Source organism: Exiguobacterium sp. s36 (assembly GCF_018618345.1).
GTDB lineage: Bacteria > Bacillota > Bacilli > Exiguobacteriales > Exiguobacteriaceae > Exiguobacterium > Exiguobacterium chiriqhucha.
The window spans coordinates 963,195-978,168 of record NZ_JACSLW010000001.1 but is presented as its reverse complement, the minus strand read 5'-3'; the positions used below and the strand labels follow the sequence as shown (position 1 = coordinate 978,168).

16 protein-coding genes are annotated in these 14,974 nt (G+C 55.6%); 14 read left to right on the top strand and 2 right to left on the bottom strand.

The annotated features are described in order from the left end of the window. Positions 1–67 precede the first annotated feature (67 nt). Genes prfA through KNP95_RS04840 form a run of 6 tightly spaced genes read left to right on the top strand, consistent with a single transcriptional unit; the run spans position 68 to position 4,493 of the window. A complete protein-coding gene (prfA, locus tag KNP95_RS04865) occupies positions 68–1,138 on the top strand; it encodes a peptide chain release factor 1 (protein ID WP_029594669.1) in 1,071 nt (356 codons plus the stop codon). Further along, positions 1,138–2,010 carry a peptide chain release factor N(5)-glutamine methyltransferase gene (gene prmC / locus KNP95_RS04860; RefSeq protein WP_214835977.1) on the top strand — a complete coding sequence of 291 codons (873 nt, stop codon included), beginning with the start codon at positions 1,138–1,140 and terminating at the stop codon, positions 2,008–2,010. Before prfA ends, prmC begins: the two co-directional genes overlap by 1 nt. Next, positions 1,976–2,974: an L-threonylcarbamoyladenylate synthase gene (locus KNP95_RS04855; protein ID WP_021066113.1), complete on the top strand. Its 999-nt coding sequence runs from the start codon at positions 1,976–1,978 to the stop codon at positions 2,972–2,974. The genes prmC and KNP95_RS04855 overlap by 35 nt, the downstream gene beginning before the upstream one ends. A gap of 40 nt (positions 2,975–3,014) precedes the next feature. Then, positions 3,015–3,509: a low molecular weight protein arginine phosphatase gene (locus tag KNP95_RS04850; RefSeq protein WP_241764566.1), complete on the top strand. Its 495-nt coding sequence runs from the start codon at positions 3,015–3,017 to the stop codon at positions 3,507–3,509. A gap of 4 nt (positions 3,510–3,513) precedes the next feature. Continuing rightward, the gene (gene rpiB, locus KNP95_RS04845) at positions 3,514–3,954 is read left to right on the top strand and encodes a ribose 5-phosphate isomerase B (protein ID WP_021066115.1); all 441 of its coding nucleotides are present in this window, start codon (positions 3,514–3,516) and stop codon (positions 3,952–3,954) included. Beyond that, positions 3,951–4,493: a TIGR01440 family protein gene (locus KNP95_RS04840; protein WP_214835975.1), complete on the top strand. Its 543-nt coding sequence runs from the start codon at positions 3,951–3,953 to the stop codon at positions 4,491–4,493. The genes rpiB and KNP95_RS04840 overlap by 4 nt, the downstream gene beginning before the upstream one ends. A 35-nt stretch (positions 4,494–4,528) precedes the next feature. Here KNP95_RS04840 and KNP95_RS04835 read toward each other — a convergent pair whose 3' ends face one another. After that, complete coding sequence (locus KNP95_RS04835) at positions 4,529–5,314, bottom strand: alpha/beta hydrolase (protein ID WP_021066117.1); 786 nt, start codon at positions 5,312–5,314, stop codon at positions 4,529–4,531. A gap of 129 nt (positions 5,315–5,443) precedes the next feature. Between KNP95_RS04835 and glyA the strand changes: the two genes are divergently transcribed. From glyA to KNP95_RS04815, 4 genes are all read left to right on the top strand, one after another. Then, complete coding sequence (gene glyA / locus KNP95_RS04830) at positions 5,444–6,697, top strand: serine hydroxymethyltransferase (RefSeq protein ID WP_214835785.1); 1,254 nt, start codon at positions 5,444–5,446, stop codon at positions 6,695–6,697. 3 nt (positions 6,698–6,700) lie between these two features. Continuing rightward, positions 6,701–7,627 carry a hypothetical protein gene (locus KNP95_RS04825; protein WP_214835783.1) on the top strand — a complete coding sequence of 309 codons (927 nt, stop codon included), beginning with the start codon at positions 6,701–6,703 and terminating at the stop codon, positions 7,625–7,627. A 108-nt stretch (positions 7,628–7,735) separates the two neighbouring features. Beyond that, the gene (locus KNP95_RS04820) at positions 7,736–8,005 is read left to right on the top strand and encodes a hypothetical protein (protein ID WP_214835780.1); all 270 of its coding nucleotides are present in this window, start codon (positions 7,736–7,738) and stop codon (positions 8,003–8,005) included. A gap of 72 nt (positions 8,006–8,077) precedes the next feature. Beyond that, positions 8,078–8,755 carry a response regulator transcription factor gene (locus tag KNP95_RS04815; RefSeq protein WP_029594676.1) on the top strand — a complete coding sequence of 226 codons (678 nt, stop codon included), beginning with the start codon at positions 8,078–8,080 and terminating at the stop codon, positions 8,753–8,755. Positions 8,756–8,953: 198 nt separating this feature from the next. On the opposite strand, the gene KNP95_RS04810 is transcribed toward KNP95_RS04815, so the two are convergent. After that, entirely contained in the window at positions 8,954–10,069 is a 1,116-nt protein-coding gene (locus tag KNP95_RS04810; RefSeq protein WP_214835777.1) for an RNA-guided endonuclease InsQ/TnpB family protein, read from the bottom strand. Between the two features lie 228 nt (positions 10,070–10,297). Here KNP95_RS04810 and KNP95_RS04805 point away from each other — a divergent pair, with 228 nt between their 5' ends. The 4 genes from KNP95_RS04805 to KNP95_RS04790 form a co-directional block, all read left to right on the top strand. Further along, on the top strand, positions 10,298–11,536 hold the full coding sequence (locus KNP95_RS04805) for a sensor histidine kinase (RefSeq protein WP_214835775.1): 1,239 nt from the start codon (positions 10,298–10,300) through the stop codon (positions 11,534–11,536). Between the two features lie 116 nt (positions 11,537–11,652). Next, positions 11,653–12,381 carry a hypothetical protein gene (locus tag KNP95_RS04800; RefSeq protein ID WP_236355746.1) on the top strand — a complete coding sequence of 243 codons (729 nt, stop codon included), beginning with the start codon at positions 11,653–11,655 and terminating at the stop codon, positions 12,379–12,381. 128 nt (positions 12,382–12,509) lie between these two features. Next, positions 12,510–13,739: a hypothetical protein gene (locus tag KNP95_RS04795; protein ID WP_214802264.1), complete on the top strand. Its 1,230-nt coding sequence runs from the start codon at positions 12,510–12,512 to the stop codon at positions 13,737–13,739. Positions 13,740–14,098: 359 nt separating this feature from the next. Beyond that, positions 14,099–14,974, top strand: an 876-nt coding sequence (locus KNP95_RS04790) for a glycoside hydrolase family 191 protein (RefSeq protein ID WP_214835773.1), incomplete at its 3' end; no start/stop codon positions are given.

Here is a 14,974-nt window from a genome sequence, read left to right as displayed (position 1 = left end):
GCCCTTGGCGGTTCGTTTTTTGCTATAATGAAGACAGTTCGATTTGACGGAGAAAGGACGGATCATCATGTTTGACCGTTTGAGCGTATTAGAAGAACGCTATATGCAATTAAATGAGATGCTCGCTGACCCTGAAGTGCTCAGCGACGCGAATAAATTACGACAATATTCAAAAGAACAGTCGCAACTCGAAGAAACGGTGCAGGCGTACCGTCACTATAAAGAGACGAGCACGGCGTATAAAGAAGCAAAAGCGATGCTTGAAGACCGCACGCTCGATGCCGATATGCGCGAGCTCGCCAAAGAAGAGATGTCACTCCTCGAGCCGGAAGTGAAGGCGCTCGAGGCGAAATTACGCGTCTTGCTGTTACCGAAAGACCCGAACGACGACAAGAACGTCATCGTCGAGATTCGCGGGGCAGCCGGCGGAGACGAGGCGGCACTGTTCGCAGTCGACCTATACAAGATGTACACGCGTTTCGCCGAGCGGCAGAACTGGAAGGCCGAATTGATTGACGCCAACTATACAGAACTCGGCGGTTTCAAAGAAGTGACGTTCCTCATCAACGGGACGGGTGCCTATTCGAAACTGAAGTTCGAGAACGGGGCGCATCGGGTCCAACGTGTCCCATCGACCGAGTCGGGCGGACGCATCCATACGTCGACGGCGACCGTCGCCGTGTTGCCGGAAGCAGAGGACGTCGAAGTGCACATCGATATGAAAGACGTCCGTGTCGACACGTTCACATCATCGGGTCCAGGTGGCCAGTCGGTCAACACGACCCAATCGGCCGTGCGCTTGACGCACATCCCATCGGGGCTCGTCGTCTCGTGTCAGGACGAGAAGTCGCAACATAAAAACAAAGACAAGGCGCTCAAAGTACTCCGAGCCCGCCTGTATGACAAGATGCAAAGCGAACACCTACAAGAACTGTCGGCGCAACGCAAATCGGCCGTCGGGACGGGAGACCGCTCAGAGCGGATTCGGACGTATAACTTCCCGCAGAGCCGTGTGACCGACCACCGCATCGGGCTGACACTCCAAAAGCTCGACCGCGTCCTCGCCGGAGAACTTGAAGATATCATCGACGCCCTCGTCATGGACGAACAGGCCCGTCTGATGGAGGATGTCGATTGATGCGGATCGCGGCGAGGCTGAAACAAGCAGAACGGGAGCTCGCGCTCTCGGGTCGCGACGTCTCGATGGCGGAGTGGTGGCTCATGCACGTCCTTGACGTCGACCGGACGGGACTACTCATCCGTTTGTCCGATGAATTGACGACGGAAGAGGCGAAGTCGTTTGACGCCGGGTTCGAGCGTCTCTTGGCAGGTGAGCCGGTCCAACACTTGATTGGTCACGCCCCGTTTTATGGACGGATGTTCGAGGTCAATCGTGACGTCTTGATTCCGCGTCCGGAAACGGAAGAGCTAATTGAATGGGTCGTCGAGCATGTGCATAATGTCTCCGACGATGAGATCGTCGACATCGGGACGGGCAGCGGCGCAATCGCCGTCACACTCAGTCTCGAGCTCGGTGTCCGTGTCCAAACGGTCGATATTTCCCGGGAAGCAATCGCTGTCGCCGAGCGTAATGCAGCGTTCCTCGGGGCGGATGTGTCCTTCCATGAAGGAGATTGCCTCGCGCCGATTGCCGACAACTCGATTCGCGTCCTCGTCTCAAATCCGCCTTATATCGAGGCGGACGAACTGCTCGATGAGACGGTAGCGGGCTTCGAGCCTCACCTCGCCTTGTTCGGCGGAGCGGACGGGCTCGACTTTTATCGAACGATCATCGCCGACTCGATGCGCGTCCTGTGTGCCGATTGGCAATTGATTGCATTTGAAATCGGGTATAATCAAGGACAAGTTGTGAAATCGTACCTGTCTGAACGTTATCCTGAAGCAGAAACGGGTATTTTAAAAGATATAAACGGCAAAGACCGAATCGTCTACGCCGTGAGGGAAGGGATTGCGCATGGAAACGAAATGGATCAAGCCGACAGAAGTTGAGGAAGGGGTACGTCTCTTGAAGGCTGGCGAGGTGATTGCCATCCCGACGGAGACTGTCTACGGACTCGCCGGAGATGCGACGAACGATGTCGCCATCAAAAAGATTTTCGAGGCGAAAGGAAGACCGTCGGATAACCCGCTCATCGTCCACGTCGCCACGGTCGAACAGGCCGAACATTTCGCGCAAACCATCCCGCCGGTCGCGAGACGTTTGATGGAAGCGTTTTGGCCCGGTGCCTTGACTATCATCTTACCGTCGAACGGTCGGGCGTCGTCACTCGTGACGGCTGGTCTGGATTCGATTGGATTGCGGATGCCGGACCATCCGGCCGCACTTGACTTGATCCGCACGTCCGGTCTTGGACTGGCAGCACCAAGTGCGAACCGCTCGGGACGTCCATCACCGACGTCGGCCCGGCACGTGGCAGATGATTTGACCGGTCGGATCGCGGGTATTATGGATGGGGGACCGACAGGCATCGGTGTCGAGTCGACCGTAATCGATTGCACGGCAGAACCGGCGACGATTTTACGTCCGGGCGGCGTGACGAAAGAAGCGATTGAAGCGGTTATTGGCCCGGTCATTCTCGATGCCAACTTGAGCGATGAAACAGCTGCGCCACGATCACCAGGAATGAAGTACACCCATTACGCCCCGAGCGCACCCCTGTATTTAGTCGAAGGGGGACGTGAAGACCTCGTCCGTGTCGTCATGGCGCGGCAGGAAGCGGGCAAGCGAGTTGGCGCACTCGTGTTCGATGAAGCGACGACCCCGGCTGACGTCACCCTCTCTCTCGGGACTTCGATGGAGACGGCGGCCCAGCGGCTATACGAGGCGTTGCGTAAATTTGATGAGACGGATGTAGAAGAGATTTACGTGAATCGGATTGAACCGACGGGAGTCGCTCTTGCCGTTTATAACCGCCTCTACAAGGCGGCTGGCGGTAAAGTCATCCGTCCATAGGAAGAGGCTTAAGGACATAGAGGAGGATCACGCGATGTCGATGAAACGCGTATTATTCATATGTAGTGGGAACACATGCCGAAGCCCGATGGCGATGGCCCTGCTCCGTTCGAAAGTGACGGGGGATGAGTTCGATATTCGTTCAGCCGGGCTTCGGACGATGCAAGGGTTTGACGCATCAGAAAATGCACTCCAAGTGTTGCGTGAACGAGGAATTGAGCTCGAGCACGTGACGCAAACGTTTGACGACGTCCTCGGACGCTGGTCGGACGTCATCTTGACGATGACACGGGCGCATCGTGAACAGATTCGGGATACGTATCCGGATTTGGCCGATCGCACATTCACATTATATGAGTTCGTCACGGGACTCGAGCGCGATATTAACGACCCGTTCGGAGGGTCGATGAACGTCTACCGCCAAGTCCGAAACGAACTCGAACCACTCGTGAATCGACTTGTGCTAAAATTGACGAATGACGGGTCAAAGGTGACGAAACCACCGAGACGCCTACCAAAGAAGACGGGGGAATGACGGAATGAAAATCGCAATCGGCGCCGATCATGGCGGATTCAATTTGAAGAAAGACATCATCGGATTATTGGAGGAGCTTGGACACGAGTATAAGGACTTCGGGACACACTCGGCCGAGTCAATCGATTATCCGGACGTAGCCATTCCAGTCGCCGAAGCAGTCGCGGCCGGTGAGTTCGACCGTGGCATCTTGATTTGCGGGACTGGAATCGGCATCGGCATTGCCGCCAACAAAGTGAAAGGCATCCGGGCGGCACTCGTACACGACTCGTTCAGCGCGAAAGCGACGCGTCAACATAACGACTCGAACATCATGACGATGGGCGAGCGCGTCATCGGACCGGGTCTTGCACTCGACTTAGTGGCGACATGGCTCGATACGGACTTCGAAGGCGGACGCCACTCGAACCGTGTCGACAAGATGAGCGCTTACGAAACGAAGTGACGACGATGAAGGCGGAGCTTTTGAACTTATTGACGGAGTTGCATGAACGGTTTCCGTTAGATGAGGAAAAGATGCTCGTCATCGGTTGTTCGACGAGCGAGGTCGTCGGCAAGACGATCGGGAAAGCGGGTTCGATTGATGTGGCGTCGGATTTGATCGAGGCGTTCCTTGCGTTTCGGGACAACACCGGCGTCCATCTCGCCTTTCAAGGCTGCGAACATATCAATCGCGCCCTTACGATCGAGCGACGGACCTTGAAACAGTTCGGGTTGACGGAAGTAACGGTCGTCCCAGTCCGCGCGGCGGGCGGGGCGATGGCCGAGAAGGCGTACGAGCGTTTCGACGCCCCGTGCGTCGTCGAATCGATTCAAGCGGACGCCGGCATCGATATTGGATCGACGCTGATCGGCATGCATTTGAAGCCGGTCGCGATCCCGGTCCGGTTGTCGGCGAAGCAGCTCGGTGAGGCGTACGTCACGTTCGCCATCACGCGACCGAAATTGATTGGCGGCCCACGGGCCCACTATCCAGCAAAATAAAGAAAGCCGGTCTGCGCGACCGGCTTTCTTTTGCGTTATAACTCTTCACTGAACAAATATGAGATGACCATCGGGAACCGATCGCGCCAAGCGAGCTCGTTATGGACACCTTCCTCGATGACCTCGAAGCGGATATGTTCGACCTTGTCGCGCAGCAGGGCGTAGACACGCTCGCTCGACTCGAGATACATCTCGTTCGTCGGACCGTCCGCTGACGGCTGTTCGACTTCTTTGCGGCCGACGTCCATATACAGACGTTCGACGCCGTTCAAATCACTCGCGTCGATCAATTGCTCGAGCTCGGTCTGGTTGAACCAGAACGCCGAGGACAATGAAGCCACGCGCTTGAAGACATCGGGATAGACGCAAGCGGCGTAAATCGAAATCAAGCCGCCCATCGAGCTGCCCATCATCGCCGTCTCGTCCGGCTTCGTCCGATAGTTCGCGTCAATCATCGGCTTCAACTCTTGGGCGATGTATTCAATGTAGGCTGATCCTTGTCCACCGAGCGTCACGTCTTGACCGAGCAAGCTCTCGCCGATGTACGGGTTCTCCCACGGACCGTACTCGTCGAGCCGCATCTCGCCGGGGGCGCTGTCGATGCCGACGATGATGATGTCGCGCTTCGAGGCGTCCATATACTCGCCGGCGCGCCAGCTCATCTTATAGCTCGCGTCCTCGTCGGCGAACACGTTCTGTCCGTCATGCATATAGAGCACGGGATAACGTTTATCCGACATGTCGTAATCGGCCGGCGTATAAATCCGAATCGTCCGCTCGCGCTCGAACGGGGTGATGGTAATTTGTTTTGTCTCAATCATAAGTAGCCTCCTCTGATCGTCTTCTTTCATATGATACCCGACTTGCCCGTGGATTAGACGATACCCAAAAAAAGAAGCATATGTTACGATGGGGGTGTTGATTTTTAGACATTCAGAGGGGGTTTCAACATGGTAAACACGACGAAGTTGAAAGTACAGGATGCGGAATTGTTTGAAGCGATGCAAAACGAGCTCGGTCGCCAACGCGAGAACATCGAACTCATTGCCTCGGAGAATTTTGTCTCAGAAGCAGTCATGGAAGCGCAAGGCGGCGTGCTCACGAACAAGTACGCGGAAGGTTATCCAGGCCGTCGCTACTACGGCGGTTGTGAGTTCGTCGACGTGGCCGAGAACTTGGCCCGCGACCGCGCCAAGGAGCTGTTCGGTGCAGAACACGCTAACGTTCAGCCGCACTCGGGTGCCCAAGCGAACATGGCCGTTTACTTCACAGTCCTTGAAGCCGGTGACACGGTGCTCGGCATGAACTTGTCGCACGGTGGCCATTTGACGCACGGAAGTCCGGTCAACTTCTCAGGCGTTCAGTACAATTTCGTCGAATACGGTGTAGACAAAGAGACAGAACACATCGATTATGACGTTGTCGCAGCCCTCGCGAAAGAACATAAACCAAAACTCATCGTCGCTGGTGCCTCGGCGTACCCGCGGACGATCGACTTCGCTAAGTTCCGTGAAATCGCCGATAGCGTCGGTGCCTACCTCATGGTCGACATGGCCCACATCGCGGGTCTCGTCGCAGCCGGTCTTCATCCGAACCCGGTCGAGCACGCGCATTTCGTGACGACGACGACGCACAAGACACTTCGCGGTCCACGCGGCGGCATGATTCTCTGTAAAGAAGAGTTCGCCAAGGCAATCGACAAGTCGATTTTCCCAGGGATTCAAGGTGGTCCGCTCATGCACGTCATCGCGGCGAAGGCCGTGGCGTTCGGGGAAGCGCTCCAACCTGAGTTCAAAGAGTATCAGGCACAAGTCATCAAGAATGCACAGGTGCTCGCGCAAGGGCTAGAAGAGGAAGGACTCCGCATCGTATCGGGCGGTACGGATAACCACCTTCTCCTCGTCGACCTCCGCGGCATCGACATCACCGGGAAAGCGGCCGAGCATGCGCTCGACGCAGCCGGCATCACGGTCAACAAGAACACGATTCCATTCGATCCGGCATCACCGTTCGTCACGAGCGGGATTCGTCTCGGGACGGCCGCGATGACGACGCGCGGATTGAAAGAAGACGATATGCGTGAAGTCGCTCGCTTGATCGGACGCGTCTTGACGAACCATGAAGATGAAGCAGTGCTCGCGGAAGCGCACGAAGCAGTTCGCGCGTTGACGTCGAAGTTCTCGCTCTATCCTGAACGAGGCTGACGAATGGACGTACGGACACTCGCAGATCGGGAACTTGCGGAACTGCCGCTCATCGATATGACGGAATGGCTCGTCCGAAAAGGCGAGCATGACCCGACGTTTCGCCTCGTCGCGAACGAGTTCGGGGTCGTGACGACGCTACTCGACCACGGGTATTATATCGAGGCAAGTGAACGGATTGTACCGCTTCTCGGAATGAAAGTGCCGGCGGCGTTTCATCGGCTCGGGCTTGCGCTCGAAGTGAAGGCGAACGGAAAGAAGGCGGCCAAGCGCCGCTTTCGTTCGTTCTCGCCGGCTGTCACCGGTCATGCGGACTTGTCGGCTTGGCGTAACGCCTTCAAATGGAACAAATCGTGGCTCGGTCTGCCGCTCGTCGTTGGTCTCGGTCTGGTCGCACTCCTCTTTTGGCCGGATTCGGAGCCGCCGCCCGTGACGCCGACCGCATCAAACGAACGGGTCGAAACGGTGACGGAGGACGAGGCGCTCGCGAAACGGTTAGAAGAGCTCGAACAAGAAGTTGCTCGACTCGAGGAAGCGAACGAGGCGCTCCAAACCGAGGACGAGACGACCGAAGCTCCTGAGGCAACGGCCGTCATCCCGCTCGGCGAAGTCGAGACGCTCGTCTCGGACAAACGGTACGAGGAAGCCGATGCGCTCCTCGTCGGCAAGGCGAAAGCCGGTCAGGAACAGGCCGTCGGGTTTTATCGGTTGCTCGTCGACAATAAGCTCGGCGAAGCGGACATCGCCGATTATGCCGCCTATGTCGACACGTATCCAGAATCGGGATATAAAGCTGACGTCTTATGGATGAAAGGCATCGCCGAGAAGAAGGCTGGGGACGACACGTACCGGACGACGCTCGCCGAAGTCGCCGCCATGGACGGGACGTATTGGGCTCCGATTGCCAAATCGGTGCTGGAGGAAGAATGAGGTCGCAGCGCGCTGTGACCTTTTTTCTCATCAAATTTTAATCTGTTTCACCGCACTTTCTCAGCTCGCTCCCGTACAGTAAAGAAAAAGGATAAGGGAGAGGGACATATGCGCTCAACTAGCAGAGGAAAGATTGGAAGATTGATTCGAGGAGTGGCCGTCGGTGCGCTCGCATTGACACTCATGGCGGCAGGTGTCGCCGGGTTCTTATTATTCACCTTGACCGGCAACGCGTGGCTCGACCAAATCACTCAAGTCGGGACTGATTTGGCGTTTCAGGCGGAAGGGATTGAAACGACGTTTGACCGGATGGGCGATTCACTCGAATTGCGCATCGAACAAGCGATTCCAGAAGCAGTTCGTCCGTTTTTTGACTGAGGAATCCGGGAACACTTAAAATGATGCGTCGGGCGGACTGCTCGGCGTTTTTTTTGAGAAAGGATGAATGGAATGCCTACGATTCTCGTCGTTGAAGACGATGCTAAAATTGCCAGATTACTCGAACTTGAACTCATGCATGCCGGTTACGCAGTCGAGGTCGCCCATGACGGGCGGGCTGGGCTCGACCGGGCACTCACTGGTGGGATTGATCTCATGTTGCTCGATGTCATGTTGCCGCAGATGAGCGGTCTCGAAGTCGTGCGCCGCGTCAAAGAAGAGCAGCCGCTTCTCCCGGTATTGATGGTGACGGCACGTGGGGACCGCTACGACAAAGTGAGCGGGCTCGACCTCGGGGCCGATGATTACATCACGAAACCGTTCGAAATGGAGGAGTTACTCGCACGGATCCGGGCGTTCTTACGGATGCGGCAACACGTCCAAGTCGATACGAGTGAACGGGTCCTTTCCTATGAAGGGCTGACCGTCGACGTCAATCGCCACGAAGTGGTGTGTGAGGGGCAAAAAGTCGACCTGACCCGAAGAGAGTTTGATTTGCTCGTCTATCTGCTCGAACATCCGGAGCGCGTACTCACGCGCGATCAACTCGTCGAGCACGTCTGGGGCTTTGACTATTACGGGGACACGAACGTCGTCGATGTGTACGTCCGCTATGTCCGCAAGAAACTCGGAGGCTCTTGGATTCAGACGGTCCGAGGCGTCGGCTATATGCTGAAGCGTGGTGAATAAGGTCAACAACCCACCACTTAACGAACTGACGGTCCGTTTGAAGCGGGGGCTTGCGTCCGTCGAGGACTCGACGGCGCCTCTACCCTCGTAGAGTGCGATTACGCTCGTTCCTGCCCGGTAGTGCGGACGGCGCTAGTGCACCTCCTACCTTCGCGTGGCGGAACATCGGGACGGTTGACCTCGCCCCTGCCACGGGAATCATGCTCCCATGGCACCTGCACCGATGTGTTCGATGCCTTTCCGGTGCAGGTTCATCGCGCCGACCCGGTCGTCGTTCGAACGGTACCGGCAGTTCTTGCATTGGAAGAGGTGCAGCTTCTTGTCCCGATTCGCCTTCTCGGTGTGCCCGCATGTCGGGCAGGTCTGGGAGGTGTGTCTCGGGTCGACGACGATCACCCTTTGCCCGTTCAACGCGGCCTTGTACGCGAGCATTTGACGGAACTGGTGGAACGCCCACGACACGGAGACGTAGCGGTTTCTCGCACGCACCTTCTCTGTGGCGGCACGGATGCCGGTCAGGTCCTCCAACACGAACAGCGTGCCCCTCGGGTGTCGGTCGACGAGTGCCTTCGTGACCTGATGGTTCACATCGGTCACATAACGGTTTTCTCTCGAGCCGAGCTGTCTCAGCCGCTTGCGGGCCGATGGGGTCTGCCGTCGTTGCAGCTGCTTGCGGGTGGCCTTGAGCGTGCCTCGCTTGTGCTTCACCGTTCTTCCGTCGTAGAAGGCGGTCTCGCCCTGGCTGTCGTACGTGACCGCCAGGAAGTTGATGCCGAGGTCCACGCCGACGACGTTGGTGACACGGGCGTCGTCGAGTTCGGGGAACGCCTTCGTCACGGGGATGTGCAGGAACCATTTCTCGTGTTTGCGCACCAGTTTGGCTGTGCCGAACCGCCACGTCCCGTTGAAGTACCGTCTCATGCCCTTGCGCGCATAGTCCAGCTTGATCCGGCCGTCCAGCGTGTTCACGCTGAACCGGTCCCGTGTGAGCGAGTAGTCGCGGTTCCAGACGAGGTCGTACTCGGGACGCTTGAACTCGACCCGGGACCACGCGTGCCCGTTCGACCTCGCCGACTTGTACCGGGCGACCACCGTCTTCATGACCGACTGGGCCATCTGGCTCTTCAGGCCGAACCGTTGCCGGATCTCGGCATAGTGCGCGTCGTTGAGGCTCGCCTGGTTCAGGTCCCCCGTCTCGAAGACGTGACCCGACAGCCAGTCACAGGCCGACCGGTACGCGTCCATCGTTGCCCTCAGAGTAGCGGCTTGAGAGTCTTGGATGTAGATTTGTATTTTTGCAGTGATTGTAGACATGGTACTCACCACCTTTCGCTACATAAACGATACCCGTTTTTTTAGCGGAAAATGAATGGACTTAACTCATAGAAGGGAGGAGGCAAGGTAGGAGTTCATAAGCGGTTATCATGCACATGTTTAGCATGATTGTGTCCCATACCGAAAATGATGGAAATTCCTCCCCCCACTAATCGTCGGGCTGTGCCCGGGACACGATTGAAGTAGGGGTATCCTTGCCGATTAAAGATGAAGCTACGGACGAAAATCGCCTTGGCGATGGCGGGGTTCATGTTGTTCCTCTTAATCACCTCGTTCGGTGTCGCTTGGCTCGTCTCGCGCCAACAGATCGTCGACGCCCGCTATGACGTCTTGCGCCAGGCGCTCAGCTTGCTCGAGGAAGACGAGCGGAACCAACAAGCCGTCTTGTCGTTGCACGAGGACAGTGTCGTGCTCGAACGGCAAGCGAACGACGATTGGGGCATCATCGGCGGCCAGGCCGAAGAGAGTTTACGTTTTCCCGTCAACTTCGGAGAACCGGCGCTCGTCGATGATTGGTTCGTCATCGCGACGTCGAACGGGCTCGGCTACGCGTTTCAAGACGCGGCTGTGAGCGAGACGCTCCAGACGCTGGCCACGATTTTTCTCATCATTTTCTTGATTGCCGTGGCGATGACGTTCCTTGGTAGCCTATGGATCGTCAGGCAAGGGCTCGATCCACTCCGCCGTCTCGAGTCGACGATGGAACGGATCACCGAGTCGGGTACGCTCGAGACAATCGATGTCGGGACGAACCGAGACGAGGTCTCGACGCTCGCGACCGGCTTCAACCAGATGATTGCCCGGGTCGAAGGATCGATGGAGCAACAGCGCCGCTTCGTCGCCGATGTTTCACATGAACTGAAGACGCCGCTCACCGTCATCGAAGGGTACGCCAAACTGCTCCGGCGCTGGGGACAGAGCGACCCGGCCGTTCGTGACGAGGCCATCGACCACATTTTGACCGAATCGCGGCAAATGCGCGAGGACTTGATTGAACCGATGCTCGAACTGAGCCGATTCTCTTCGCTCAAAGAAGTGGAGACCGAGGCGATCGGATTGACTGAGCTGGCCGAACAATTGACCGAACGGTTCGAACGATCGCACGGTATCCATGTTCCGATCGAGGCAATGGGGGAGTGGCACGGTCATCGCGATTCGTTGCAACGGCTCGTAGTCATCTTCATCGATAACAGCTTGAAGTATGCGACTGACACGCGCGTGACGATGACGCCGGACCGCATCGAAGTACGCGACCATGGGACGACGCTCAATGAGGAGGACCGGGCACGGTTATTTGACCGGTTCTATCGACTCGATGAGGCACGGGACCGGAGCGGCAGCGGACTTGGTCTCGCCATCGCCAAGGAAGTGGCGGACTTGAACGGTTGGACGGTCGGCAGTTATGCGAACGCGCCGGACGGCAGCGTCTTCTACGTCACAAAATGACAAAACTTTCGCAGATTCTCATCATTTTCTAATGGAATCCTCGTGGTGCTCTAAGGTCACCGTTCTATGATGAAGATGTAGAACAAGTTCACCACATGAAACGAGGAGGAAACATCATGAAATTAATCGGATGGATTTTAGGAGTCGGGTTGGCGGTACTAGCCGTCGCCGGAATCGGGTTGTATGTCGCGAACGACAAGACGGACACGGTCATCGTCCCACGCGCGGTCGATAGCGTGAACAGCGGAACCGATGATGCCGCAGACGATGCGCAAGATGATGCGAGTCAAGAAGCAGCCACTTCGTCAGAAGGATCAGCATCGAACGATACGCCGGTCCGTTCGGTCGATGACGATGATTATGAATTGTATGGTACCCTCGTCAGCCTATCAGACCGTGACGTGACGATCAGCTTCAGCGGTAAAGAATCGACGTATCCGCTCGCGGCCCGTCATGAGATTGACGACGACACACCGAAAGCCGGTGACCGCGTCAAACTCGAATTCAATCAAAACGAGGAAGTGAAGGAAGTCGACCGTGAAAGTGACGACTTCGACATTTACGGCACGTTCGTCAGCCTGTCGGATCGTGACGTGACCATCGAACGTGATGGCAAGTCAGAGACGTTCAAACTCGCGAGCCGCTACGAGCTTGACGACGAGGCGCCAAAAGCCGGTGACCGGGTCAAACTCGAGTTGAACCTTCAACAGCAAGTGAAAGAGATTGAACGCGACGATGACCGGGATGACCAAGACGATCAAGATGATCAAAACGACGATCAAAATGATGACGACCAAGATGACGACCGTGACGATGATCAAGATGATGATCGCGACGACGACTAAAAAAATGCCACGCAAGTGGCATTTTTTGTTTATTCTTCTAACAAGAGTCGTAATTATTATTGTATGATAAGGTGAAAATGAAAATTTTAGGCGATTCAAACCAAATAAATGTGAAAGGAGGGGACGGGATGAAAAACGTCATCGGACTGATGAGTATAGCCGTCATACTGTTAAGTGGATGCGGGACGAATGAAATCAATGCGCTCAATTTACGACCGCTGTCGACGTATGCGATTCAACAAGACCAAGACATTCCGTTGACGTCTGCGTTGAAGACGCGACTGTTGAATTACTGTGAGCGGCAACCGACAGACGTGTTGCCGACGCGTCGGGCCGAATTGGCGGCCATCACATTCCGCCACCCCTTCTATGACGAATTAGGTAGCAAGACCGTCAAATATTGGCGGAGTGGGGACGAGCGTTACGTCTCTTGTTTGAACAGCAACGAACAAAATGAGCGCGTCTTCCGTACCGATGGAATCGAGGCGTTCGAGTCCGCGGCCGGTTCAGGGCCGAGGGAGGTCGATGTCGGGAGCACGTTATCGTTCATTCCTGAACCAGACGTCACGACCGTGGCGCGCGCCTTCGCGGTCAATGAGACGCATGAGACGATTGTTCCGGGTTCGGTCTTCCGGTATCACACACCGGACCGTGGTGCGCTTCATGTCACCTATCACGTCTATCAAGACGGTGCCGAGGCAGGACAGTTGATTGAGCCGGGACTGTTCGTCTTCGAGAGCGGTAAGAATGAAGGCGTGGCGTTCTTGACCCAGTTGGCCGATCAACGGATTACCCTCCAGATGGGTACAGAACAGGCGTGGGACCGAACCGTGTTACCCGGTTCGCTGTCAAGTGAGTACGTGCAAATTGACTCGATGGAAGCCGTCTTCAATTTAGATGCCGAAGGACGTAGGCTCTTGAAACGAATCGTGCTCGCGGATGAGCCGATCGAAGACGTCTCGGAGCAGGATTCGGCCGTCTTATCGACTCGTTATGATACCGTAATCGAGGTATGGGGGACCGTTCAACGACCAGGAGCCGGTGAATTGACGATCACATCGGAGCAAAAAGAGGCGATGCGGTTGGCGACGTACGAGACGGAGACGAAGACGGCCCACCTCGGAGGCCCGAACACGCGCGAACTGTTCGAACTTTTGTCCCGCGTGAAGACGACGAGTGCCGCACCGACGGGCGAACGACGTGGGACGCTCGCGTTATATGAGCAGTTGACCGAGCAACGGTTCGACGTTTGGATCGAGGAAGGGAGGGATACCCTTCAACTGATGGACGTCGAGACGAAGCGGGTCTATTTGATTGATCAACTGGAATTAGAGGGATTGCTAGACACTTACATATGAGCCAAAACTAATTCTTTTCCCGTTTCATGACACTTTCATGTCGTGAGACGGGTTTTTGTTGTCAAATTGACACTATGTTTTCGTAAAAAACTATCCTATAATTTTTTTTGCGAAGGTTCAACATTACATACACGAATCCGATACATCCATAAAACACACAGCACTAACCTTCTCGTCATTTGAATATAAGAAAAGGGGGAGCAACGAGACACAACTCCATTCAACCATCATCGTCCGTCACCACGTTTTGTCAGTCATCAGGAGAGGAATAGGTAGTGAAATTGAAAAAGTTAATTATGTCTCTAACGGTAGTGTTGTTGATTGTTAGTCTGAACATGTCTAAAACGGGGGCACAAACCATGAACCCACTCGACGGTGTGAAGAACTATCAAGTGTATTATGGCCATCCAACGGCAGCGATTTTGAAAGATATGCAAAACTATGACCTCGTCATCATTGAACCGCTCCATTATACGAAAGCGCAAGTGGAGCAAATCAAAGCACGCGGGACAAAAGTACTCGGATATATTAGCGTCATGGAAGTCGCGACATGGAACACGGGTCTCATGTCAAAACTTCAGTCAGGTGACTTCTTTACGCGTAACGGACAACGTGTCCATTACTCGGAATGGGATTCGTACTTGACGAACATCGCCTCACCGCACTTCCAAGGGTTGCTCCTCACGGAAATCCAGAACCAAGTCGTCGCCAAAGGCATCGATGGCGTGTTCATGGATACGGTCGGTGATATCGATAACGAACATTTGAACAATCCGACCGTGCTCAAGCAGCAACGTGACGGACTCGTCAACTTCTTGAAGCAAGCACGGGCCCGCTATGGTGAGATCGCCATGGTCCAAAACTGGGGCTTTGACACGTTGGAAACGTCAACGGCACCTTACGTTGACGGCATCATGTGGGAGAGTTTCAACGCCGACACGATCAAGAGCGACGCTTGGTCACAAAACATGATTAAGAAATTACAAGCGGTCGACGCGAAGCATTCGGTCAAGACGCTCACGATTTCGACACGTCTTAGCGCGGACAGCCACAAGCTCGCCAAAGATTCTGGCTTCATCCATTTCCACGAAGCGGATGCTTACGTGAACTGGAACGCAGGTCTCGTGACGCGCACACAGGATACGGCGCCGGCACCGGTCGCAGTAGCACCGACGACGAAGCCAGCTACGACGACAACGACGAAGCCAGCTGAAACGACAACGACGAAACCGGCT

Excerpts from the sequence above, each read along its gene's own strand:
- prmC (WP_214835977.1), top strand. The coding sequence starts at position 1,138 with ATGCGGATCGCGGCGAGGCTGAAACAAGCAGAACGGGAGCTCGCGCTC.
- KNP95_RS04810 (WP_214835777.1), bottom strand. The coding sequence starts at position 10,069 with ATGTCTACAATCACTGCAAAAATACAAATCTACATCCAAGACTCTCAA.
- KNP95_RS04800 (WP_236355746.1), top strand. The coding sequence starts at position 11,653 with ATGAAATTAATCGGATGGATTTTAGGAGTCGGGTTGGCGGTACTAGCC.
- glyA (WP_214835785.1), top strand. The coding sequence starts at position 5,444 with ATGGTAAACACGACGAAGTTGAAAGTACAGGATGCGGAATTGTTTGAA.
- prfA (WP_029594669.1), top strand. The coding sequence starts at position 68 with ATGTTTGACCGTTTGAGCGTATTAGAAGAACGCTATATGCAATTAAAT.
- KNP95_RS04815 (WP_029594676.1), top strand. The coding sequence starts at position 8,078 with ATGCCTACGATTCTCGTCGTTGAAGACGATGCTAAAATTGCCAGATTA.
- KNP95_RS04850 (WP_241764566.1), top strand. The coding sequence starts at position 3,015 with ATGAAACGCGTATTATTCATATGTAGTGGGAACACATGCCGAAGCCCG.
- KNP95_RS04805 (WP_214835775.1), top strand. The coding sequence starts at position 10,298 with ATGAAGCTACGGACGAAAATCGCCTTGGCGATGGCGGGGTTCATGTTG.
- KNP95_RS04795 (WP_214802264.1), top strand. The coding sequence starts at position 12,510 with ATGAAAAACGTCATCGGACTGATGAGTATAGCCGTCATACTGTTAAGT.
- KNP95_RS04820 (WP_214835780.1), top strand. The coding sequence starts at position 7,736 with ATGCGCTCAACTAGCAGAGGAAAGATTGGAAGATTGATTCGAGGAGTG.
- rpiB (WP_021066115.1), top strand. The coding sequence starts at position 3,514 with ATGAAAATCGCAATCGGCGCCGATCATGGCGGATTCAATTTGAAGAAA.
- KNP95_RS04825 (WP_214835783.1), top strand. The coding sequence starts at position 6,701 with ATGGACGTACGGACACTCGCAGATCGGGAACTTGCGGAACTGCCGCTC.
- KNP95_RS04835 (WP_021066117.1), bottom strand. The coding sequence starts at position 5,314 with ATGATTGAGACAAAACAAATTACCATCACCCCGTTCGAGCGCGAGCGG.
- KNP95_RS04855 (WP_021066113.1), top strand. The coding sequence starts at position 1,976 with ATGGAAACGAAATGGATCAAGCCGACAGAAGTTGAGGAAGGGGTACGT.